Origin of the sequence: Actinoplanes lobatus (assembly GCF_014205215.1) — a bacterium.
Lineage (GTDB): Bacteria > Actinomycetota > Actinomycetes > Mycobacteriales > Micromonosporaceae > Actinoplanes > Actinoplanes lobatus.
Genome location: NZ_JACHNC010000001.1, coordinates 5,497,562 through 5,519,537, shown reverse-complemented (window position 1 = coordinate 5,519,537; position 21,976 = coordinate 5,497,562). Strand labels below are relative to the sequence as shown.

21 protein-coding genes are annotated in these 21,976 nt (G+C 72.0%); 5 read left to right on the top strand and 16 right to left on the bottom strand.

Annotated features, from left to right (window positions below; translation table 11 throughout):
• Positions 1-2: 2 nt before the first annotated feature.
• The 6 genes from BJ964_RS25315 to BJ964_RS25290 are packed head-to-tail and all read right to left on the bottom strand — an operon-like array spanning position 3 to position 6,399.
• Positions 3-1,064, bottom strand: a complete 1,062-nt coding sequence (locus BJ964_RS25315) for a hydroxymethylglutaryl-CoA reductase (RefSeq protein ID WP_188123007.1) — start codon at positions 1,062-1,064, stop codon at positions 3-5.
• Positions 1,061-2,152, bottom strand: coding sequence for a type 2 isopentenyl-diphosphate Delta-isomerase (gene fni, locus BJ964_RS25310; protein WP_188123006.1), 1,092 nt, complete (start codon positions 2,150-2,152; stop codon positions 1,061-1,063). The genes BJ964_RS25315 and fni overlap by 4 nt, the downstream gene beginning before the upstream one ends.
• Positions 2,149-3,264 carry a phosphomevalonate kinase gene (locus BJ964_RS25305; protein WP_229807340.1) on the bottom strand — a complete coding sequence of 372 codons (1,116 nt, stop codon included), beginning with the start codon at positions 3,262-3,264 and terminating at the stop codon, positions 2,149-2,151. The genes fni and BJ964_RS25305 overlap by 4 nt, the downstream gene beginning before the upstream one ends.
• Positions 3,261-4,283, bottom strand: a complete 1,023-nt coding sequence (mvaD, locus tag BJ964_RS25300; RefSeq protein ID WP_188123005.1) for a diphosphomevalonate decarboxylase — start codon at positions 4,281-4,283, stop codon at positions 3,261-3,263. The genes BJ964_RS25305 and mvaD overlap by 4 nt, the downstream gene beginning before the upstream one ends.
• Entirely contained in the window at positions 4,280-5,311 is a 1,032-nt protein-coding gene (gene mvk / locus BJ964_RS25295) for a mevalonate kinase (RefSeq protein WP_188123004.1), read from the bottom strand. The genes mvaD and mvk overlap by 4 nt, the downstream gene beginning before the upstream one ends.
• Positions 5,311-6,399 (bottom strand): polyprenyl synthetase family protein, encoded by a 1,089-nt coding sequence (locus tag BJ964_RS25290; protein WP_188123003.1) that lies wholly within the window; start codon positions 6,397-6,399, stop codon positions 5,311-5,313. Before BJ964_RS25290 ends, mvk begins: the two co-directional genes overlap by 1 nt.
• A 319-nt stretch (positions 6,400-6,718) precedes the next feature.
• On the opposite strand from BJ964_RS25290, the gene BJ964_RS25285 reads away from it, so the two are divergent.
• Complete coding sequence (locus tag BJ964_RS25285) at positions 6,719-7,759, top strand: lipocalin-like domain-containing protein (protein WP_188123002.1); 1,041 nt, start codon at positions 6,719-6,721, stop codon at positions 7,757-7,759.
• A gap of 43 nt (positions 7,760-7,802) precedes the next feature.
• Here BJ964_RS25285 and BJ964_RS49180 read toward each other — a convergent pair whose 3' ends face one another.
• The 5 genes from BJ964_RS49180 to BJ964_RS25260 form a co-directional block, all read right to left on the bottom strand.
• Complete coding sequence (locus BJ964_RS49180; protein WP_203832793.1) at positions 7,803-9,008, bottom strand: cytochrome P450; 1,206 nt, start codon at positions 9,006-9,008, stop codon at positions 7,803-7,805.
• Positions 9,009-9,135: 127 nt separating this feature from the next.
• Entirely contained in the window at positions 9,136-9,813 is a 678-nt protein-coding gene (locus BJ964_RS25275; RefSeq protein WP_188123001.1) for a Pr6Pr family membrane protein, read from the bottom strand.
• Positions 9,814-9,862: 49 nt separating this feature from the next.
• Positions 9,863-11,206 (bottom strand): sensor histidine kinase, encoded by a 1,344-nt coding sequence (locus BJ964_RS25270; RefSeq protein ID WP_188123000.1) that lies wholly within the window; start codon positions 11,204-11,206, stop codon positions 9,863-9,865.
• A 3-nt stretch (positions 11,207-11,209) separates the two neighbouring features.
• Positions 11,210-11,872 carry a response regulator transcription factor gene (locus tag BJ964_RS25265; protein ID WP_188122999.1) on the bottom strand — a complete coding sequence of 221 codons (663 nt, stop codon included), beginning with the start codon at positions 11,870-11,872 and terminating at the stop codon, positions 11,210-11,212.
• Positions 11,873-11,926: 54 nt separating this feature from the next.
• The gene (locus tag BJ964_RS25260; protein WP_188122998.1) at positions 11,927-12,865 is read right to left on the bottom strand and encodes an intradiol ring-cleavage dioxygenase; all 939 of its coding nucleotides are present in this window, start codon (positions 12,863-12,865) and stop codon (positions 11,927-11,929) included.
• A gap of 118 nt (positions 12,866-12,983) precedes the next feature.
• Between BJ964_RS25260 and BJ964_RS25255 the strand changes: the two genes are divergently transcribed.
• The 4 genes from BJ964_RS25255 (at position 12,984) to BJ964_RS25240 (ending at position 17,202) form a co-directional block, all read left to right on the top strand.
• A complete protein-coding gene (locus BJ964_RS25255) occupies positions 12,984-14,162 on the top strand; it encodes a LolA family protein (protein ID WP_188122997.1) in 1,179 nt (392 codons plus the stop codon).
• A 134-nt stretch (positions 14,163-14,296) separates the two neighbouring features.
• Entirely contained in the window at positions 14,297-15,457 is a 1,161-nt protein-coding gene (gene trpB / locus BJ964_RS25250; protein ID WP_188122996.1) for a tryptophan synthase subunit beta, read from the top strand.
• Between the two features lie 262 nt (positions 15,458-15,719).
• On the top strand, positions 15,720-16,511 hold the full coding sequence (trpA, locus tag BJ964_RS25245; protein ID WP_188122995.1) for a tryptophan synthase subunit alpha: 792 nt from the start codon (positions 15,720-15,722) through the stop codon (positions 16,509-16,511).
• A complete protein-coding gene (locus tag BJ964_RS25240; protein ID WP_229807341.1) occupies positions 16,498-17,202 on the top strand; it encodes a GntR family transcriptional regulator in 705 nt (234 codons plus the stop codon). The genes trpA and BJ964_RS25240 overlap by 14 nt, the downstream gene beginning before the upstream one ends.
• Before the next feature lie 187 nt (positions 17,203-17,389).
• Here BJ964_RS25240 and BJ964_RS25235 read toward each other — a convergent pair whose 3' ends face one another.
• From BJ964_RS25235 to BJ964_RS25215, 5 genes are all read right to left on the bottom strand, one after another.
• Entirely contained in the window at positions 17,390-18,004 is a 615-nt protein-coding gene (locus tag BJ964_RS25235; protein WP_229807342.1) for a tyrosine-protein phosphatase, read from the bottom strand.
• A 43-nt stretch (positions 18,005-18,047) separates the two neighbouring features.
• Positions 18,048-18,770 (bottom strand): phosphatase PAP2 family protein, encoded by a 723-nt coding sequence (locus BJ964_RS25230; protein ID WP_229807343.1) that lies wholly within the window; start codon positions 18,768-18,770, stop codon positions 18,048-18,050.
• Positions 18,771-19,351: 581 nt separating this feature from the next.
• Positions 19,352-20,374 carry a tetratricopeptide repeat protein gene (locus tag BJ964_RS25225; RefSeq protein ID WP_188122993.1) on the bottom strand — a complete coding sequence of 341 codons (1,023 nt, stop codon included), beginning with the start codon at positions 20,372-20,374 and terminating at the stop codon, positions 19,352-19,354.
• On the bottom strand, positions 20,371-20,685 hold the full coding sequence (locus tag BJ964_RS25220) for a hypothetical protein (protein ID WP_188122992.1): 315 nt from the start codon (positions 20,683-20,685) through the stop codon (positions 20,371-20,373). Before BJ964_RS25220 ends, BJ964_RS25225 begins: the two co-directional genes overlap by 4 nt.
• Positions 20,682-21,971: an ATP-binding protein gene (locus BJ964_RS25215; protein WP_188122991.1), complete on the bottom strand. Its 1,290-nt coding sequence runs from the start codon at positions 21,969-21,971 to the stop codon at positions 20,682-20,684. Before BJ964_RS25215 ends, BJ964_RS25220 begins: the two co-directional genes overlap by 4 nt.
• Between the last annotated feature and the right edge of the window lie 5 nt (positions 21,972-21,976).

The window sequence follows — 21,976 nt, the reverse complement described above, 5'->3', positions numbered from 1 at the left end:
CGCTACTCTCCGATCTTGGCGGTCTTGGTGTCGCGCTCCAACCGGACGTGCGCCTGCATCAGCTCACCCGGGTTGGTCTGCGCCGCGAGCAGGGACAGTTCCCCGCACAGCACGGTGGCCGCGGTGATCACCGCGAGCCGGCGGGCGTTCTCACCGGGCTCGCGCGCCTCCCGGCAGCCCAGCCGGGCCAGGTTCTCCTCGACGAAGTCGAGTCCCTTGCCGTTGCCGACGGTGCCGAGGATCAGGTTCGGCAGGGTGCAGGAGAAGTAGAGGTCGCCGTCCCGGTCCTCGGCCACCGTCACGCCCTGCGAGCCCTCGATGATGTTGGCGGCGTCCTGCCCGGTCGCCAGATAGATCCCGAGCAGCATGTTCGCGTAGTGCGCGTTGGCCGAGCGGATACCACCGGCGAGCAGCGTGCCGATCAGGTTCTTCTGCACGTTGAGCTCGGCGATCGCGGCGGCCGTCGTGTGCAGGTTGTCGCGGACGATGTCGCGCGGGATCGTCAGTTCGGTGATGACGTTCTTGCCGCGGCCGAGGATGCCGTTGACCGCGGTCGCCTTCTTGTCGGTGCAGTAGTTTCCCGAGATCGATCCGTACGAAATCCCCGGAATCGTCTTGAGGATGTGCGCGAGGAGCGCGTCGGCGGCCAGCGTCGCCATGTTGTGCCCGGACGCGTCGCCGGTGGTGAAGTCGAAGCGGAGATACAGCAGGTGCGCGGTGATCTCGTGGTGGAAGCCGATCAGCTCGACGAACCGGCCGCAGGTGCGCACGATCTCCCGCAGCTCGTCGAGCCGGGCGTCGACCTCCAGCGCCGCCAGGTAGGCGGTCTGCGCGTCCTCCGCCCGGACCAGCACCGAACGGGTCATGCGCTCGTCGACGAGGGTGGTGACGATGCCCGGCCCGACCAGCCGGGAGATCTTCGCGCCCCGGCCGACCGAGGGCCACAGCGGCGACTCGTAGGTGGCGAGCGGGACCTCCGTCTCGATGTCTCCCACGTTCCCGGTGATGCGCAGCGGGCCCACCCACCGCAGGGGAACACTGGCGGTCAATGTCGTGTCGCTCATCGCGTACCTCCGATCGGCTCCGAGTCGCCACGGTGCGACCGGGAGCGTGTAGCGAGCCGGCGGATGTCGATGTCCCGGTCGGCGCAGAAGTCGCGCAGGCCGTCGCTGATCAGCACATCGCACCGGGTCAGTTCCGCCGGGTTCCGCGCGCCCAGCGCGGTCATCAGGGATCTCAGCTGATCGAGCCATCCGGAGATCAGCGCGATCAGGGCGGGCGGGCCGCCGTCGAGCACGGTGGTGAGGAACAGGCCGGACGCTCCGACGGCGGAGGCGCCGAGCGCCAGGGCGCGTACCACGTCGAGCGGGTGGCGTACCCCGCCCGAGCCGAGCACCGGGATGCCGGCGCCCTGGGCGTCCAGCAGGCAGGCGGGGGTGGACTGTCCCCACCCGTTGAGGAAGGAGTAGTCGGCCCGGTCCCGCCGGTCGTTCTCGATCCGCGCGAAGTTCGTGCCGCCGCTGCCCGCGACGTCGGCCACCGTCACGCCGAGATCCCGCAACCGGTCCAGGGTCTCGCGGCTGAGCCCGAAGCCGACCTCCTTGACGATCACCGGTACGCCGGCGCCGGCCACGATCCTCCCGATCTGCGGCCCCCACGACGAGAACGCGCGGTCGCCCTCCGGCATCACCGTCTCCTGGATGGAGTTCAGGTGGATCTGGAGTGCGTCGGCCTCCATCAGGTCGATCGCCCGGCGCGCCCTGTCGACGGTGGCGTTGGCGTTGACGTTCGCGATGATGAACCCCTTCGGGTTCTCCCGGCGCATCACGCTGAACGTGTCCGCCACCGCGTCGTCGGCGAAGTACGCGCTCATCGACCCGGTGGCGATGGGCACCCCGGTCTCCTGGGCGGCGATCGCGAGATCCCGGTTGATGAGGCCGGTCTTGGCGCTGCCGCCGGTCATCGCGTTGATGTACAGCGGGACCGGCCACTCGATGCCGCCGAACCGGGTGGTCAGCGAGACGTCGGTACGGTCGATGCCGGCCAGCGCGTGGTGGACGAAGGACACGTCGTCGAACTGGTTGTGCCCGTCGGGGCGGCGCTGCTGCTCGGCGGCGAAACGGACGTGGTCGTCCTTCCGGTTGGCGATCATTCTGGGCTTCCCTTCGTGGGCTGGACATGGATCGGCATGGGCAGCACCCCGGCGGCGACCCATTCCTTCCGCAGCTGTGAGATCTCCCGTTTGGCGGTGGCGTCCAGCAGGGCGATGCCGCAGTCGCCACCGCCGGCGCCCGACGGTTTGGCCGCTCCACCGACGGCGTCGGCGGCGTCGCACAGCGCCGTGAGCCGGGGGGTGAAGATGCCCAGCCGGACCTCGTCGTCCAGTTCGGCGAGCACCCGGCGGGCGCCCCGGATGTGCTCCAGCAGCTCCCGGTCGTCACCCCGGTCCAGGGCCCCGATCGCGGCCCGTACGCACTCGTCGCTGCGCGCCAGGAAGCCACGTTGCGCCGCGCTGCCCCGCCAGCGCCCCGAGCCCAGGCGCTGGGCCAGGGAGAACGTGCTGGCGGGCTGGCCCGTCCAGCCCACCTCCAGGGCCAGTCCCCGCGGCGGTTCCAGCCGGCGGACCGAGAAACCCGGCCACGGGCTGCGCAGCATCTCCCCGACACCGCGCCGGCCGGCCATGTCGAGGACGACGGCCCGGTCCGGCGCGTGGTACGCCAGCCACCCGCCCCACACGCTGGCGGCCAGGTCACCCCCGGACGAGCCGGCGTCGTGCCGTGCCGTCGCCAGCATCGCCAGCCGGTACCGCTGTTCGGGGGACAGCTCCACGCCGCAGTACGACGCCACCGCCGTCACCACCGCCACCGTGACCGCGCCGCTCGAACCCAGGCCGAACTTGGTGCCGTCGCGGTGCAGGCGGCTGCGGATCGACAGGTGCACGGCGGGCATCCGCGACCCGCGTTCGGCCAGCAGTTCGCCGACCACACCGATCGCCGACAGCACGTGGCCGAGCCCTTCGGATTTCTGCCCCGTGTCCGCGCCGGCCACCACGAGGTCGCCACCGCGCCGCTCCAGTCGCGTCTCGGCCGGGTTCAGATCGGAGTCGATCACGACGTCGGCGCCGTCCGGTGTGGACACGGTGACGCTCACCTGCCGGTCGACGGCGATCAGGATCGCCGGATGGCCCGGTTCCATCACCGCGTACTCGCCCGCGACGAACAGCTTTCCCGGCGCGTCCGAGCGGACCGGGGGCGGGCCGCTCACCGCCCGGCCTCCGTCCGCAGCACGGCGGCCGGCCCCGGACCGGCGGTGAGCACCGAGCAGTCCGGTACGGCGGCGCGCACCGCGTCGGCCACCCGGCCGGCGTCCGCCCGGTGGCAGAGCACCTTGACGTTCGGTCCGGCGTCCATGGTCGCGTAGGCCGCGACGCCGTCCGCCCGCAGTCGCAGGACGCTGTCGAGCACGGTCACGGTGTCCGCGGACAGGTATCGCACCGCGGGGCGTGCGGCCAGCATCGTGGCGTGCATGCCGAGCGCGTTGCGCTCGGCGATCTCCCCCACCGCCGCCAGATCGCCGCGGTGCAGCGCGCCCCGCATCTCGGCCAGGTCGATCTTGCTGGACGCCGCCCAGGACTGGTAGAGCGGTGACGTGGCGACGGTACGCCGCATCGCCTCCCGGCTGGACACGGCCTTGGGACCCGCGTTGACCAGCGCGATCACCAGTGCCGGGTCCAGGCCGGTGACGGGCACCGGCTCGGCGAAGGCACTCCGGTCGGCGGCCTCACCGCCACCCTGACCGGCGTGGCAGATCGCGAAGCCGCCGAAGATCGACCGGGAGGCCGACGCCGAGCCCCGCCGTGCCAGCCGGGAGAGAGCGGTGGGATCGGGATCGAGACCGTACGCGGCGGCGCCCGCCACGGCGAGCGCGGCGAACCCGCTCGCCGAGGAGGCGAGCCCGGCCCCGGTGGGTACGACGTTGCGGGTGTCGACGACGGCCCGCTCGTCGCGCCCGGCCATCGCCCGCAGCAGGTCCAGGAAGGTGACGACGCGCTGCCGGAAGTCGCCCTCGGCCGGTGCGCCGTCGAGCGTGACCTGATCGGTCCGCTCCCCCGGGCCGAGCCGGACGGTGGTGACGGTGGGGAGGATGTCCAGGGTCATCGACAGGCTGTCGACGTACGGGATCATCAGGCGCTCGTCGCTCTTGCCCCAGTACTTGATCAGCGCGATGTTCGGATGGGCCACCGCGGTCGCGGCAGCGGCTTTCAACTGATTTTCAACGGTCATGACTGGCGAACCCTCCCCACCGGTACGACCCAGGTCCTCACCGCGCCGGCCGCCTCGATGCCGTGCGCGACCGCTTCCGCCCGGCCCGGGTCGCCGGCCAGCGCGATCATGCAGCCGCCCAGCCCACCGCCGGTGATCTTGGCGCCCAGGCCACCGGCGGCCAGCGCCGCCTCGACCATCGCGTCGATCGGCGCCGTGCTGATCCCGAGATCACGGAGCAGCCGGTGGTTCTCGGTCATGTGGGCGCCGAACCCGGTGAGCCGGCCGGCCTCGAGATCGCGCAGTGCCGCGACGGTCAGGTCCGACACCCGGCGTACGAATGCTTCTTTGATCTGTTCGTCCTGTTCGAACCGGTGCCGCAACAGCTCCACCGCCTCCTTGGTGCTGCCCCCGGCGCCGCTGTCCGCGACCACGAAGACGCCGTCGGCGGGCCGCGGCCCGGACATGGTGATCGGCAGCTCCCGGGCGCTGCCGCCGCGGAAGAGCAGCGGGGCCGTCGCCCCGGTGGCGAGCGCGTCGATGCCGCTCGCCCGGCCGTGCGCCACCGTCTCCGACGCCTGCACGAGGTCGTAGACCGCGCCGGCGTCGAGCGGGCGGCCGAAGGCGTCCGCCAGGGCGAGCACCGCCGCCCGGGCGCACGCGGCGCTGGAGCCGAGCCCACGGCCCTGCGGGATGCCGGAGTCGATGAGCACGTCGGCGCACATCCGCCCGGTGACGGCGGCCCTCTCCCTGAACTTCTCCACCAGGTACCGCAGGCCGTCGGTGACCAGTGGCGTCACCGGTGCGGGATGCTGCCCGGCGATCGCGAAGGAGATCTTGTCGGCGCCGTCGCCCGGGCACGCGAACCGTGTCGCGTGCACCGTCACGGTCAGCTCCGGCATCGGCATGACCAGCGCCGGAGCGCCGTACACGACGGCGTGCTCGCCGAGCAGGATGGCTTTGGCGTGCGCGCGGCCGACACCGGGGCGGCCGGCGTCGGCGCCCGTGCCACCGCGGCCGGGAAAGGTGACCAGATCCGTCGACGACATCACAGGGCCCGCTGCGTCACCTTGATCGCCATTTCGGCGAGCTGATGTTTCGCGGGACTCGTGGCACTGCTCGCCTCCAGCACGGCCACCGCCTCGTCGGTGCGCAGCGTGATCTGCCGTTCGGTGTGCTCGACGGCGCCGACGTCGACGAGGACGGCGCGGATCCGGGCGAGGTCCGCCTCGGAGATGTCGGTGCCGACGCTCGCCCGCAGGAAGGCCGCGGCCTCCGGGTCCTGTTCGTCGGCCAGCTTCAGCGCGGTCGCGAGCAGCACCGTCCGCTTGCCCTCGCGCAGGTCGTCACCGGACGGTTTGCCGGTCACCTCCGGATCGCCGAAGACACCGAGCAGGTCGTCGCGGAGCTGGAACGCGATCCCCAGACCGGCGCCGAAACTCCGGTACGCCGCGATGAGATCGGGCGAGGCGCCGGCGATGGCCGCCCCGAACTGCAACGGACGTTCCACCGTGTACGACGCCGTCTTGTACCGGTTCACCCGCAGCGCCGCGTCGACGTCCTCGTCGTCGCGGGCCTGGCTGATCAGGTCGAGCAGCTGGCCGTACATCACCTCGGAACGCACCGCGGACCACACCGGCGACACCCGGGCCTGCGCGTCGGCCGGCAGCCCGGACCCCCGGACCAGGACGTCGGCCCAGATCAGGGCCAGATCGCCGATCAGGATGGCGGTGCCGGTGCCGAAGATCTGCGAGTCACCGGAGAAACGGCTCGCCCGGTGCCGTTCGGCGTACGTGATGTGCGCGGCGGGATGCCCCCGGCGGGTCCGGGACGCGTCGATGATGTCGTCGTGGATCAGGCCGGCCGCGTGCAGCAGCTCGAAACCGGAACAGGCGCTCAGCACCGCCTCGGCGCCCGGGCCCTCCGGGTCCCCGCCCGCACCGATCCAGCCCAGCCAGGCGAAGGTCGGCCGGATGCGCTTGCCGCCGCGCAGCACGAAACTCTCCAGATCGCCGACCATCACCGCGAAGTCCGGTCCGAGCGCGGCGGCCTCGGCACGGCGTTCGATGAAGAAGTTCCTGATCGCGACATCGACGGCGGCCGTGGCGGCGGCCACTTCGAGATAGGTGGCGGTCATGTTCTCATCTCCCGATTGCGGACTCCCATGAATCCGGGTTGTTGCCCCGAGTCTTTTAGCCGTGCTCGGCGAGCGTCAATGCGGAAATGAGTTTTGTACGGGGTTCGGTTCGGTGCGGGTACGGCCCGATGGCACCCGGCAGTAAATTGCTATTGGCGGTCCACCGGCACCGCTCCTACCCTGGCCCGGGCGCATTCGGCGCCGCATCAATGGATTCATCTGCCGCAGGCCGCGCGAAAAGTGCGGGGCTGCCGCACGCCTACGGGGAGGAAATGACATGAGGTACGCCAAGAGTTGGCGAAGAATTACGGCATCAGGGGTGGCCGCACTGATCGTGCTCGCACCGGTGCGCGGTTCCGCCGCGGGAGAGAGCTCCGCCGATCCGTTCAAGAGGATCGCCTGCACGGCCGGCGCCGCACCGACCGCGGTGCCCGCCGATCCCGCTTTCCCGACATTCCCGAAACTGCCCGGCGACCTGGCCGCCCACCCCGGGATCGGCTGGGAGGGCTGGTATTTCGTCGGCCACCTGTGCGCGGGCCCGCACCAGTTCGCCTACCAGGTGGCGTTCACCGTCGGTAAGAACACCGCGGAGACCAACATCGCCGTCACCGACCTGAACACCGGCGCCTTCCACCAGAAGTGGAGCAGCTTTCCGCTGGACCAGGTCAGCGCCTCCGGGTCGGAGATCGCGGTGCAGATGCCGACCGGGTCGCTGACCGGCACACTCGACGCGCTGTCACTGCGCGGAGTCCTGCCGAACGCCGACATCGACCTCGGCCTCCGGGCCACCGGGCCGGCGCTGTACTTCGGCGGCACCGGGCTCATCCCGCTGTGGGGCACGACCACCTACAACATCGAGCTGCCGTACCTCGCCGCCGCCGGGACACTCACCGTGGACGGAACGAAATACCCGGTGACCGGTACGGCGTGGATGGACCACCAGTACTTCGCCGGCGACTTCTCCAAGTTCAAGAAGTGGACGTGGATGGCCGTCACCCTGGACAACGGGGACCGGATCGCGCTGCTGGACAACTACTCCACCGTCGACGAGGACCACGCCGCGACCGTGCTGCACCCCGACGGCCGCATCGAGGTCGCCGAACTGGTGCCGCTCGCCGAGGACGCGGGCGCCTTCTGGACGAGCCCGGTGACCGGGAAGCGGTTCCCGACCCGATGGGTGGTGCGCATCCCGTCGATCGACACCAGTCTCGTGGTGGACGCGCGTCCCCGGGCGCAGGAGATCGTGCGCACCAGTGCCGCGTCCGGGGTGTACGAGGGGGCGGCCACCGCGACCGGGACGTACCGTGGCCGGCCGGCGCGCGCCCTGGTGCACGTCGAGATGCTGGGCGACTGGCGGTAGCCCGCGGAGCCGGCCGGGCCGTCGCGGCCCGGCCGGCTCCGGCTCACCACCGCACGAGCATCGCGGCGGGCCGGGGGAAGGCCGGAGTGGTCCAGGTCAGCGGGTCGTCCGGGTTCACCAGGGACAGGGTCGGCAGCCGCTCGGTGAGGGTGGCCAGCAGGATCTGCATCTCCGCCCGGGCGAGCTGGGCGCCGAGACAGTAGTGGATACCGGCGCCGAAGGAGATGTGCGGGTTGTCCTGCCGGTCGAGGACGAGCCGGTCCGCGTCGGGGAAGACGGCGCCGTCACGGTTGGCCGATCCGAACGCCGGCACCACCGCGTCGCCCTTGCGGATGAGCACACCGGACAGCTCCACGTCCTCCAGCGCGATCCGCATCGCGCCCAGCCCGTTGGCCACCTGGCTGTAGCGCAGCAGCTCCTCCAGCGCCCGGTCCAGCACGTCGCCCGGCGCGCCCACCAGCGAACGGTAGCTCTCCGGCCGGCGCAGCAGATGGAACAGCGCCTGGCTGATCGCGCTCGCCGTGGTGTGGTAGCCGGCCATCAGCAGCGTGAGCGCGAAGACCCGCAACTCCTCGGCGGACAGCCGGTCGTCCGCCTCGTGCGCGGCCAGCAGGGCGGTGAGCAGGTCATCGGCCGGCGTACGGCGCTTGCTGTCGATCAGCGCGTCGAGGTAGCCGAACAGCTGGACGGCCGCCTCCTTCACCGCGTCCGGGCCGCCCGCCGAGCCGGAGAGGCCGACGACCGCGTCGCCCCAGATCCGGAACTGCTCACGGTCCTGGAACGGCACCCCCAGCAACTCGCAGATGACCTTGATCGGCAGCGGCATGGCCACCGCGGCGACCACATCGGCCTCCGGCGGCCCCGCGGTCATCGCCGCGATCAGCTCCTCGGTCACCTGCCGCATGTACGGCCGGAGGCTCTCCACCCGCCGGGCACTGAACGCCTTCACCACCAGCTTGCGCAGCCGGGTGTGCTCCGGCGCGTCCATCACCACGATGGACCTGAGCTCCTGGAAGATCGGCAGAAGGCGCGGCGCACCGGGCTCGGTGACCGCCTGCTTGCTGAACCGCGCATCGGTGCAGACCGCCCGGACGTCGTCGTAGCGGGTGACCACCCAGCCCGCGTGCCCGGTCGGCAGCAGCACGGGCGAGACGGGCTCCGTGTTCCGCAGTTCCGCATATCGTGGGGCGGGCTCCGCCGGCAACGCCGTGGGGAACGGGAACCGCTGAATCTCCTGTGTTTCGGGCACAGACACCTCCTTGTCGATCACCTCACGTTAGGTAGACGCGCACGGACCGAACAATGACAAGAAGATGCTCCATGGCAGCACCCGCCGGGCGGCCACGTAGCAGATCCTTGCCGCCCACGAAGGATCTCTAGCGGCCGGCGCTGTTCTCCCGGTCGGCGACGGCCCCGGCCGGCGGCCGGAACGGGAGGCGGGTGTCGAGCAGCCGCAGCACCGCCCCGAGCAGGACCGCGATCAGCACGACCACGCCCAGATTGATCAGCACGGCCGGGTAGCCGAGCACGGTCACATCGGAGAACGGGTACGGGTACCAGTCGGTGGCGGCGCCGTGGGCCAGGGTGTAGGTGATCCACAGCAGGGGCCACAGGGCCGCCCACGCCATGGTGCGGGCGTCGATGCGCTGGTGCGGGCCGAACAGGAGCCAGCCGAGCAGGGCCGCCCACGGGGCGATGTAGTGGAAGCCCAGATTGGACAGGTAGGCGGCGCCGTGCAGTTCGACCTGGCCGGCCAGGATCGTGCCGTAGACGATGCCGGTGATCACGATGCCGAGCATGGCGTCGAGGCGGATCACCCGCCACACCCGGCCGTCGCGGCGCGGGTCCACGGCGAGGGCCGTCACGGCGATCAGCAGAAGCAGGTTGCTCTGGATGGTGAAGTAGCTGAACAGGCGCTCGAAGCGGGTGAACGCCGGCTCGTACACGGGCGGCCCGGCGTGCGGGGCGGTGTCGGTGGCGGTCAGCACGATCTGGGTGACCAGCGACGCGAACACGATCACGGCGAGGGCGCCGTGCCAGACCCGGGACCTCATGACTTCCCCACCCCTCACCGAACTCGCCGCGGAAGGGTAACGCGGGTGGTCACGCTTTCGGTAGGCGTACCTCGACCCGGAGACCGGGGTGATTGTCGCCGAGGGTGACCGAACCGCGATGCCGGCGGACCAGCTCGCGGACGATGGCGAGGCCGAGGCCGGAGCCGCCCGCGTCGCGGGCCCGGGCGTCGTCGAGGCGGGTGAAGCGCTGGAACACCCGCTCCCGGTCGTGTTCCGGGATGCCGGGGCCGTCGTCGGTGACCACGATGAGCAGGTGCCCGCCGCCGGCCGAGACACTGACCGTCACCTTCTCGCGTTTGTGCCGCTCCGCGTTGTCCAGCAGGTTGGTCACCACCCGGGCCAGCGCGTCCGGCTCGGCGAGCGTGGGCAGCGGCGTGCCCGGATCCCGGTATTCCACATCGGGGTAGCGCAGCGCCGCCTCGCCGACGAACTGGGCGAGATCGATCTCCTCGAGACGGGTGGCGGGCACGCCCTCGTCCGAGCGGGCCAGCAGCAGCAGGTCGTCGACCAGGCGGGACAGTCGCTGCACGTCGGCCAGAAGATCATCGGTGAGCGCCGGCCAGTCGGTGTCGTCCGGCAGGTGCTGCGCGACCTCCAGTTCGGTACGGATGTTGGTGAGCGGGCTGCGCAGCTCGTGCGCGGCGTCGGCGACGAACGCGCGCTGCCGTGCGCGGGCCGCGTCGAGCCGGTGCAGCATGTCGTTGAGCGTCACGGCCAGCCGGTGGACCTCGTCGCGGGAGTCCGGCACCGGCAGCCGGCCGGCCCGGGTGCCGCCGGTGATCTCCTCGGCGCCGGCCCGCAGCGCGTCGACCGGCCGCAGCGCCGCGCCGAGCGCCCGCCACAGGCCGGCCGCCAGCAACGCGGCCAGCAGCGGGAACAGGATCAGCAGGGTGATCCGCAGGATGTGCAGGTTCTGCGTCACGTGGTCGATGGAACGGGCCACCAGGATGCGGACGGGCGCGGTCGGCGGGCCGGCGGTGAGCTGAACGACACGGGCCTCGCCCTGGTCGTGAATCAGGTAGCCAGGGATCTGCCGGCCCTCGCCGTCGCGCAGGTGGGCGAGCTCCGCGGCGCCGAGCATGGGGGTGAGGTCGTCGGCGGTGGCCGACGACGCCAGCACCCTGTTGTCGTCGTCGATGACCTGCACCTGGACGCCCGGGGTGACCGGGATCGGGTTCGGCAGCGCGCCCTGGTCCACGAGCGCGGCCACGCCGCGGGCGGTGGCCATCGCCTCGCTCTGCACCGAGCGGACCTGGGCATATCCCAGGACCGCGATCAGCAGGACGGCGCCGGCGGACAGGCCGAAGACGAGGCCGGCGAGGGAGACGAGCAGCAGCCGTGCCCGCAGGCTCAGCTCCTTGACGCGTTGCATCGTCTACTCGACTGTCGCCAGCCGGTAGCCGGCGCCGCGGACCGTCTCCAGCCGCTCCCGGCCGATCTTGCGGCGCAGGTAGCCGACGTAGACCTCGACCGCGTTCGGCGCGGTCTCGAGCGCGGCATCCCACACATGGTCGAGCAGCTCGGTCTTGGAGACGACCTGGCCGGGATGGCGCATCAGGTACTCCAGCAGGGCGAACTCGCGGGCTGTCAGGGTCACCTCGTCGCCGCGGACCAGGACCCGGCGTTCCGCCGGATCCAACTCGACATCACCGAACGCGAGCACGACGGGACGGGCCTGGGCGCCGCGGCGCAGCAGGGCGCGGAGACGGGCCAACAGCACGACGTACGAGAAAGGCTTGGTCAGGTAGTCGTCGGCGCCGCAGTCGAGGCCGTCGGCCTGGTCGTACTCCCCGTCCTTGGCGCTCAGCATGAGCACCGGCAGCCAGTGCCGCTCGGCGCGCAGCTGGCGCACCACCCGGTAGCCGGAGAGGCGGGGCAGCATCACGTCCAGGATCATCGCGTCGTACCCACCATGGCGGGCCATCTCGAGACCGTCCTGGCCGTCGGCGGCGATGTCCACCGCGAAGCCCTCGGCCTGCAGGCCACGCCGTAGCGCGGCGGCCAACCGCGCCTCGTCCTCCACCACCAGCAACCGCACCCCCACACCTTGGCATGCCGGGGCACGCGATTGTCAGGGACTCTCAGCGACCTCTCAGCGGCTCGGCGGTGGCCCACCCGGCCCGCCCGGCCCTCCGCTGGGCGGTGGGCCACCCGGTGGCGCTCCGGACGGGGCGCCGTCGCCGGTGAGCCGGCCGCCGGTCGGGGTGGTCGTGGTGTCCACGCCGGCCTCGAGGGTGACCGTGTACCCGCTCATCGCGTCGCCGGTCACGGTGGCCAGCTGGAGCGCGCCGGAATCGTCGCCGAACACGTTGTCGGTGTCCAGCGAGACCTGGGCGAGATTGGTGACCGAGGCCTCGTACCCGGTCTGGGTGTATGCCTCCTCGCAGATGTTCTCCGGAAGCGCGACCTGCGACGTGGCGATGGCGTTCGAGGCATCGGAGATGCTCGCCTGGTCGGGGTAGACCTCGAAGTGAATGTGTGGCCACCGGCCGGTGTAGCAGGCCGGGAAGATGCTGGTGAAGGTCACCTCGCCACCGTCGTCGGCGATCTGGACGCCGCGCAGGTAGTTCTCGCCGGTGATGCCCTCGGAGTAGAGCGAGTAGCGGCCGGACCGGTCGCAGTGCCAGACGTAGACGGCCACGCCGGCGAAGGGGGCGCCGCCGCCGGCCAGATCCTGGACGGCCAGGGTGAGGGTCATCGGGATGCCCTCGGCACGGGTGGTCGAGCTGCCGAAGCTGGACCGGATGTCGCTGCGGACCACGCCGCTCCGGGTCAGCACGTCGGGCCCGTTCGAGCCGTCGCCCGGGTAGGGCCCGGCGGTCTCGTCGGGGATCTCGCCGATCACCGTGTCGGTCTCGGTGCTCGGCGTCTCCTCGTCGTCGCCGCAGCCGCCGAGCCCGAGGGCGACCGCGCCCAGCCCGAGGACGCGCAGCGCCTGACGGCGGCGCATGGTGGCCAGGTCGAAGGCCAGACCCTGGTGGAGAATGTCCTCGTCGGGCCGGGGCAGTGGACGCCCCCGATAGGAAGCCATGAATTCCCCCTATGTCTCATATAACGCTATATCGGCGTCGAACCCCTAGGGGAGCTTCTCAGCGGGATCACAGCGGCCCCGATGCACGATTGCCCCAGAGATTCGGGAGGTGGACATCGTGTCCGTGTTGAGGTCCAGGCCGGCGCTGCGCTGGCTGGTCCCGTCGGCTGCGGCGGTGGCGGTCATCGGGGGCGGCGCAGCGGCCGGGACGATCGTGGCGAACGCCGACCCGGCACTGCCGGAGCGCAGTGCCGCACAGTTGCTCGTCGACCTGCAGAGCGCCGATCCGCAAGGTCTGTCCGGCACCCTGGTGCAGAGCGCCGACCTGGGGCTTCCGGGCATCGCGGGGCTGCTCGGCAACGTCTCCGGCGGTGGCGGCAACCTGACCAGCCTGATCGCCGGGAGCAACACCGCCCGCGTCTGGTACGCGGGAGAGGACAAGGCACGGTTCGCGCTGCTCGGCACGAGCGGCGAGACCGACGTGATCCGCAACGGTTCCGACGTGTGGATCTGGAGCAGCAAGGACAACACCGGTACGCACGTGAAGCTCCCCGCCGACGTGGGCGGGAAGCCGGACAAGGCGCCGGCCGGGCTCCCGGCGACGCCGCAGGAGGCCGCCGAGGCCGCACTCGCCGCGATCGACGAGAGCACCAAGGTGGAGACGACCGGCGCCGCCGAGGTGGCCGGGCGGGACGCGTACGAGCTGGTGCTCAGCCCGCGGGACACCGCGTCGCTGGTCGGGCAGGTGCGCCTGGCGATCGACGCCGAGCAGCACATCCCGCTGCGGGTGGACGTCTACGCGAAGAACACCAGCAAGCCCGCGTTCCGGGTGGCGTTCGAGCAGATCACCTTCGAGGTTCCGGCGGACGACCAGTTCAGCTTCAACCCGCCGCCGGGTGCGAAGGTCAGTGAGGGTGGCATCGCCGACCACTCCGGCAAGGCGGTTCCGGGCGCTCCTGGTGTTCCGGCCAAGCCGTCCGTTCCCGGCGCTCCGGCCGGTTCTCCGGCCGGCGACGGCGTCAAGGTCATCGGCGAGGGCTGGACGACGATCGTGGTCGGGAAGGCGCCGGTGCTCGACGAACTGGAGGGCGCCAAGTCCTCTTCCTCCTCGCCTGAGGAAACTCAGGCGGGTCAGGTCGCCGAGCAGTTCCTCGGCACCCTGGAGAAGGTCGAGGGGTCCTGGGGCAAGGGCCGGTTGCTCCGCAGCTCGCTGTTCAGCGTGCTGCTGACCGACGACGGACGGGTGCTCGGCGGGCTGGTCTCGCCGGAGGCGCTGTACGCGGCGGCCGCCAAGTAGTCAGCTACACGCAGAACGCCCCGGTGCACGCTGCCGGGGCGTTCTTCCGTTTGCACCCGCCTACAGTTATAGAACTCTCGCCGCGTTCATGGCAGACTGGAGTGGCAAGAGTTCTAGAACTCTAGGAGATGGTGATGACCGTGCTCGAATCGATGGCCCCTCCCACCGGCGGCCGCTTCGGTGATTTCGGCGGGCGCTACGTGCCCGAGTCCCTCGTCCCGGCGTGCGCGGCGCTGGAGACGGCCTTCCGGGAGGCCTGGGCCGATGCCACCTTCCACGAGCGCCTCGCCGAGCTGCGCTCCGTCTACGCCGGGCGGCCCACCGCGCTGACCCCGGCCACCACGCTCTCCGCCGACCTGGGCATCACCCTGATGCTCAAGCGGGAGGATCTGGCACACACCGGGTCCCACAAGATCAACAACGTCCTCGGGCAGGCGCTGCTCGCCCAGCGGATGGGCAAGACCCGCCTGATCGCCGAGACCGGCGCCGGTCAGCACGGCGTGGCCACCGCGACCGCGGCCGCCCTGTTCGGCATGCGCGCGACCATCTACATGGGCGAGCGCGACATGGCCCGGCAGCGGCTCAACGTCTTCCGCATGGAGCTGCTCGGCGCCGAGGTCATCCCGGTCACCGCCGGCAGCCGCACGCTGAAGGACGCCACCAACGAGGCCATGCGCGGCTGGGTGGCCGCCGTCGAGGAGGCGCACTTCTGCCTCGGCTCGACGGCGGGCCCGCATCCGTACCCGTGGTTGGTCCGCCAGTTCCAGCGGGTGATCGGCGAGGAGGCCCGGGCCCAGGCCGCGGTTCAGCCCGATGTGGTGGTGGCCTGTGTGGGCGGCGGCTCCAACGCGGCCGGCACGTTCGCCGGGTTCGCCGACACCCGGGCGCGGCTGGTCGGTGTGGAGGCCGCCGGCGGGGCCGCCATGACCCACGGCCGGCCCGGCATCGTCCACGGCTACCGCTCGATGCTGCTCCAGGACGACCAGGGCCAGATCCTGGAGGCCGAGTCCATCTCCGCCGGACTGGACTACCCCGGCATCGGCCCCGAGCACGCCCATCTCGGCGCCACCGGCCGCGCGGAGTACGCGACCGTCACCGACGACGAGGCGGTCGCCGCGCTCGGCCGCCTGGCCCGCGCCGAGGGCATCATCTGCGCCCTGGAGTCGGCGCACGCGGTCGCCTGGGTGCTCCGCGCCGCCGGCACACCCGAGCTGCCGGCCGGCTCCACTGTGCTGCTCACCCTCTCCGGCCGCGGCGACAAGGACATGGCCACCCTGGCCGGCGTCACCGAGTGATCCCGCCGGCGTCGCATCCCGGTCGCCCCTCCCTCACGATCCGCCTCACTTTCGGGACGGCACTTCCCCGGTCGTCCCGGGCACGGGTTCGACCGCAACGCCGGTCGTCCCGGCTCGTCGCTGACGGGCGTTCTCCCCGGCCCCCGCCGCCCTGTGTTCGTCGCCCACTGATCAGGGCCGGCCCCGGCCGGCGGCTCATCCGCGAGACCCACATTCCCGCGCGGCACCGCCGCGTGCTTCCTCTACCGACTGGAGGTGCCGCATGAAGCGGCTCTACCCCTATCTGACCGGCGGCATCACCGAGGACTGGACCGACTACCTGCTCGCCTATCAGGAGGCCGGGGCCGATGCCATCGAGATCGGCCTGCCGTTCTCCGATCCGATGCTCGACGGCACGACCATTCAGCAGGCCTCCGACCGGGCGCTGCGCCGTGGCGCCACGGTCGACGCAATCCTGGCCGACCTGGCCGCCGTGCGCGACCGGATCACCGTTCCGCTGTTCGCGATGACCTATGCGAACCTGGTCTTCAGTGACGGTCCCGAGGTGTTCTGCCGGCGGCTGGCCGAGGCGGGCGTCTCCGGGCTGATCGTGCCGGACGTGCCGGTCGACGAGGCCGACGGTCTCTCCGCCGCGGCCGAGGCGGCCGGGGTCGACCTGGTCCTTCTGGCCGCCCCGGTCACCCCGCCGGAGCGGCTCGCCGAGATCGCCGCGCGCAGCCGGGGCTTCGTCTACGCGGTCAGCGTGCTGGGCACCACCGGCGAGCGGGACGAACTGGCCGGCACCGCCGCGCCGCTCGCCGCCCGGATCAAGGCGGTCACCGATCTGCCGGTGCTGATCGGCTTCGGCATCTCCCGTCCGGAACACGCCACCACCGCGGCCCGGGCCGGGGACGGGGTGGTCGTCGCCTCCGCCCTGATGCGTAGGGTTCTGGACGGGGCCACACCCGGCGAGCTGTTGGACGACGTCGCCGCGCTGCGGGCCGCCGTCGACCAGGCCGACCAGGAGGTGCCCGCTGACCACGCGCACGCCGAAGTATCAGGTGATCGCGGCTGACCTGAGCAGCAAGATCCGCGCTGGGGAGCTGCCGCCGGGCTCCGCGCTGCCGCCGCAGAAGGAGCTCAGCGCCCGCTACGGGGTCACGCTGGCCACGCTGCGGCAGGCGCTGAAGCGGCTGGAGGACGAGGGGCTGCTCTCCCAGCAGGCCGGACGGGGGACGTTCGTGTTCTCACCGCGGGCGACGTACACACTCGACTCCCTGCGCGGCTTCGCCGAGGACCTGCGCGCCCAGGGGCAGACGGTGACCACCGAGATCCTCGGCCAGGACACCGGAACACCCCCGGACTGGGCCGGCACGGTCCTCGGCGACGGCCCCGCGGTCCGCCTCGAACGGCTGCGGCTGGTCGCCGGGCGTCCCGCCGTCCACCAGCTCTCGTGGATCCGCGGCACCGTCCTGGCCGGCGCCGACCTGAGCGGCACCTCGCTCTACGCGGCGCTGGCCGAGTACGGCATCGGCGTCCGGCGGGCGTCCGAGGTGGTGCGGCCCGCTCTGCTGGAGGAACCGGCGGCCACGCTGCTGCGCCGCTCCCCCGGCGAGCCGGTGCTGATGTCCGAGCGGATCTCGTACGGGCTGGACGACTCGGCCCTGGTGGTGGACCGGGCGACCATCCTGGGGTCGGCCATGGAGATCCGTACCGAGCGGGCCGTGCACGGCCTCACCCTCCACTGGAGCCGACCGACCGTCTGATGATCCACTGCCTTTGTAGATCATGCGCGTGCCGCTGAAGGCCCCGTAGCGTCCGAGGTGCGGCACATCAGCATGGCTTGGGGGATCCATGGCGGAGTCGATCAACGAGTGGTACGCGAACGCGTCCGGCCGTGGCCGCGACTTCGACTCGGCTTCTGCGGCTGCTCCTGACGCGGCGTGACGGGTTTCAGCGGTCCACCAGACGATGGCGGATCGCGGTGACCTCCGCCGGCGGGACACCGTGAAGAAGCAGGTAGGGCACCATTCCGCCGTAGCGGGCGTCGGCGTACGTGAGAGTGTCGCGCATGGCGGCGGGATCGGTTCCCGGGGTCCGGGCGAAGTCGGCCGCGATCACGTCGGCGTCCACCCCGGCGATGCCGAGCAGGAGGGCCACCAGAAGGCCGGTCCGGTCCCGTCCACCGTGGCAGTGGATCACCACAGCGCCCGGTGGAGCGACGGCGATCTCGTGGACGGCGCGGGCGACGCGCTCGCCGTTGTGATCGAGCATCGGCACGTACGTGTGGTCGGGAACCTCGTAGTCCATCGGATCGGGAAGCAGGGGCACGTTCCGGTAGACCGGATCGGCCGCGAACGGGCTCGGCGCACTGTCGCATTCATGAACCCAGCGCAGATCCAGGATCAGCCCGGGACCGTGGCCGCGCAGCACGCCGACCGAGGCGGCGGTCATCCGGGCATGGCTGTCGGAACGGATCAGCGCGCCGGCACGGACCCGCCCGCCGTCACGGGTGGGAGTGCCGCCCAGGTCACGGGCATTGCCGCAGTCCGGCCAGTCGAGTCGCACATCCGCGAACATAGGCCGCCGTGTCCAGCGCCTGACCGGACGCTCACGGTACGTGAGCCAGGGCCTCCTCGGCACGTGGTCGCGGAACCGCCGGCACCGGGCGCTGGCCACGCAGCATGGTGTAGGCGACTACCAGCAGCGCCGCGGCGGCGAGCGCGTCGAGCCAGTAGTGGTTGCCGGTGACCACGACCACCAGCAGGGTGATCGCCGGGTGCAGCAGCCACAGGCCGCGATACCGGGAGGTGGTCGCGGCGATCAGGGCGATCGCGACGACCAGGGCCCAGCCGACGTGCAAGCTCGGCATGGCCGCGTACTGGTTGGAGATCTGATCGGTCTCCGGCGGGCCGTAGACGGCCGGGCCGTAGAGACGGCCGAGATCCAGCATTCCGGTTTCGGTCAGCATGCGGGGCGGGGCGAGCGGGACCAGGAAATGTACGCCCAGGGCACCGCCCGTGAGCAGGACCAGCACGTTCCGCGTCCAGCGGTAGTGGGCGGGGCGGTAGCGGTACAGCCAGATGAGGCAGGCGGCGGTCGCCGGAAAGTGCACGTACGCGTAGTAGCTGTTCGCCGCCTCGACCAGGATGTCCCAGCCGAGCAGGCTCTGCTGGGCGGCCAGTTCGCCGGGCAGGCGCAGCCAGCGTTCGGCGTCCCAGACGGCGCGCGCGTTGCGGAACGCCTCGTCGACGTGGCCGTTCACTGCCAGCCGCGCCACCTTGTAGACGAGAAACAGCACGGCGATCAGCGCGAACTCCCGCAGCGCCGACAACCGTCCCGGCCCGGTTGCCCCGGCCGATCCCCGCCCCGCCGACAGCTGACCCGACGCAGCCGCTTCGGCCGATCCCCGCCCCGCCGACAATCGACCGGGCCCCGTTGTCCCGGCCCAGCCCCACAACGCCGGCAACCGACCCAGCCTGGTTTTCCCCGTTTCGGCCAGATGATCAGGAGCGCTCAGTCGTTGGCCGGGTCCGTCCAGGCGGGTGGCAGCACCCGCCGCGCGGCCCGAGCGCCCACCGGCACCCACTCCACGGCGTAGGCTCCCCGAACGCTTGGCGCCACCCGTCCCATGGCCGCCGGCAACGCCCGGCGCCCGACGCCAACCCTCCGGACGTCCGGCGCCACCCATTCCATGGCCGGGACCCTCCAGGCGGGCGGTAGCACCCGCCGCACGGCCCGGACGGCCGGCGGCACCCGACGCACTGCCGGCGCCACGCTGCCTGGGCACGCGGGTACGGGACGGGGGCGGAGACTCCGAGGTATCCGCTGGGTCACTGGAATGTGAAATCGCCATGACGCTCCCCCGTCGATCAAGGGGCATAGCATCCGACGATCTTGCCGATTGGGCAAGTTTTAATCGGGAAGATCACCGTCCGTTCGCTCGACCGCTCCGGCGGTGAGCAGCACGATCAGCACCGCGAACGCGCAGGCCAGGGTCGGCCACGTGGCGCTCACCGCGTACCGGATGAGAATTGGCAGAAGGGCGACCGCGCTGATCAGGCCGACCACGACGGCGCGGCGCGTGCGGGCCGGAAGCAGGCCCACGCAGATCCACGGGAGCCGGCCGGCCGGGATCAGCACGCGGCCGGCCAGGCCGACCGTCACGAACACCATGACGGCGGCGGCGCCGCGGGCCAGCAGTTCCGCCGGCGCCCACCAGTGACCGATCACGGCCAGGACGGCGGTGAGCGGGATCCCGGCGAACAGGCCGCGGCGCAGACCCGCGAGCAGACCGCGGACGGGCCAGGTGAGGGCGGGCGCGCCGTACCGGTCGGGCCGGTCGGCGGCGAGTCGCCGGAGCCCCCGCATGGCGTCGCGGACACGCATCCGTTCCGCGTCGAGCAGGGCCATCATCCAGCGGCCGTCGGCGTCGTCCGGGTCTTCGGCCAGTGCCCGGGCCGCTGCCGCGCGGGCGGCGTCGCGGTGGCCGGCATGGCGTTCCGCTTCCGCCAGCGTCATCAGATCCGGTACGGACTGCGGCGCGATCCCGACCGCACGCCCGGCCGCCTCGCGGGCACCGTCGAAGTCGCGGCGCAGTATGAGGCAACGGGCCACCGAGCGGTGCGGCTCCGGAGCGTCCGGGCGGAGCCGGGCCGACTCGCGGGCGGCGGCCAGCGCGTCGTCCAGCCGGGAGAGCAACAGCAGGCACTCGGCGTGCTCGATGTGCACGGCGGCCATCTCCGGAGCCACCGCGACCGCGGCCTCGGCCGACACCAGAGCGTCCTGGTGACGGCCTTGCAGCCGCAGGAGACCGGCGAGCAGTCCGAGCAACTCCGGGTCGGCGGGCGTCTCGCCCAGTCCCGCACGAACGGCCGACTCGGCCTGTTCGAGACGCCCGACGTCGGCAAGCGCCCGTGCCCGCGCCGCGGCACTCACCGGCCGCCGCCGTCACCGGTCGCGATACGTGGGTGGGCCACGGCGAGAGAGCGGGCCGCGTGCAGGAGGCGCGCGGCCAACAGGAAGCGTGCCGCGGTGGGGAGCCGGACGGCGAGCAGGAGGCGGGCCGCGCCCAGGACACGGGCCGCGAACACCAGGCGCACCGCGCGCAGGATCCGGGCCGTGAACCCGAAGCGGGTCGCGCGCAGGAAACGGGCCGCGGCCGGCCGGCCCGCCCGCAGCAGGTGGCAACCGGCCAGCAGAACGCGGACAGCGGAGAGGACGACCGCCGCGACGAGGGAGCGGATCATCGGATCTTGCGCTTCTTGAGGTAGGCGGCCAGATCGTCGTACTCGCCGCTCTCGTTGGCGAACATCGCCACGTTGCGGGCGGTGGCGAACCAGGCGTCCGTCGACGGCCGGACCTCGCGCGCCGCGCTCAGCATGTCGGCCTGGCTGATCATGCGGACCTCGCCGGCGGCGATCGAGTCGCGCATCGCGTACTCGGCGGCGGTCTCGCAGACGTGGGCCAGGTCGGCGCCGGAGTAGTGCTCGGTCGCGGCGGCGACGGCGGCCAGGTCGATCCCGGCGACCGGGCGGTCCCGCAGGTGGTATTCCAGGATGGCCTCGCGCGCGGGCCGGTCCGGTGGGAGCACCAGCACGGTGCGGTCCAGGCGGCCGGGGCGGCGCAGGGCCGAGTCGACGTCCCACGGCGCGTTCGTGGCGGCCAGCACGAACACCCCGTCGTTGCCGCCGTCGACGCCGTCCAGTTCGGTGAGCAGCTGGTTCACCACAGTGCGCATGGACGACTGCAACTGGCTGCGCTTGTGCCCGAGGGCGTCGATCTCATCGAGGAACAGCACGCACGGAGCGTGCCCGCGGGCCGACTCGAACAGGTCGTGCAGGTTGCGCTCGGAGCTGCCGATCCACATGTTCAGCACGTCGGTGATCGACAGCGAGATGAACGCCGCCCCCATCTCGCCGGCGACCGCCCGCGCCAGGAACGTCTTGCCGCACCCCGGCGGACCGTAGAGCAGCAGCCCACCACGCAGGCTCTTGCCGAACAGGCTGCGCAGCTTCGGGTTCCGCAGCGGCCCGAGGAACGACACCTCCAGCCGCTTCTTCACCTCGGCCATGCCGCCGACGTCGGCGAGTGTGACGGCGGAGCGCTCCACGTCGAAGGCCCGGTCGGCGTTCCCGCGCACCGGATCGGGCTCCCCGTCGGCACGTGCGAACCGTGGTGGCACCACGTCCCCGAACTGCTCCTCCATGGCCGCCCAGTCGATGCGGGACCCGCTCGGCGCGGGTCCCTCCGGCGCCGCTTCCGGCGGCTGCGCGGGCACGTCGGTCGCGGTCGGTGGCGCCGGGTCTTCACCAGCCGGAGGCACGGGCGGCGCTGTCCCGCCCAGCGCCCGGGCCATGACCTGCTGCGCTCCGGTGTTGCCGGGTTCGCGAGCCAGGATCTGAGCGGCATGCCCGATCGCCTCCGGCCCCCGGCCGGCGGCCACCAGCATCTCGGCCAGGTGCAGCCGCAGCGTCAGGTCGTCGGGCCGTGCTTCGACGGCGGCCGCCAGGCTGTTGATCAAGGCATCGCTCATGCGGG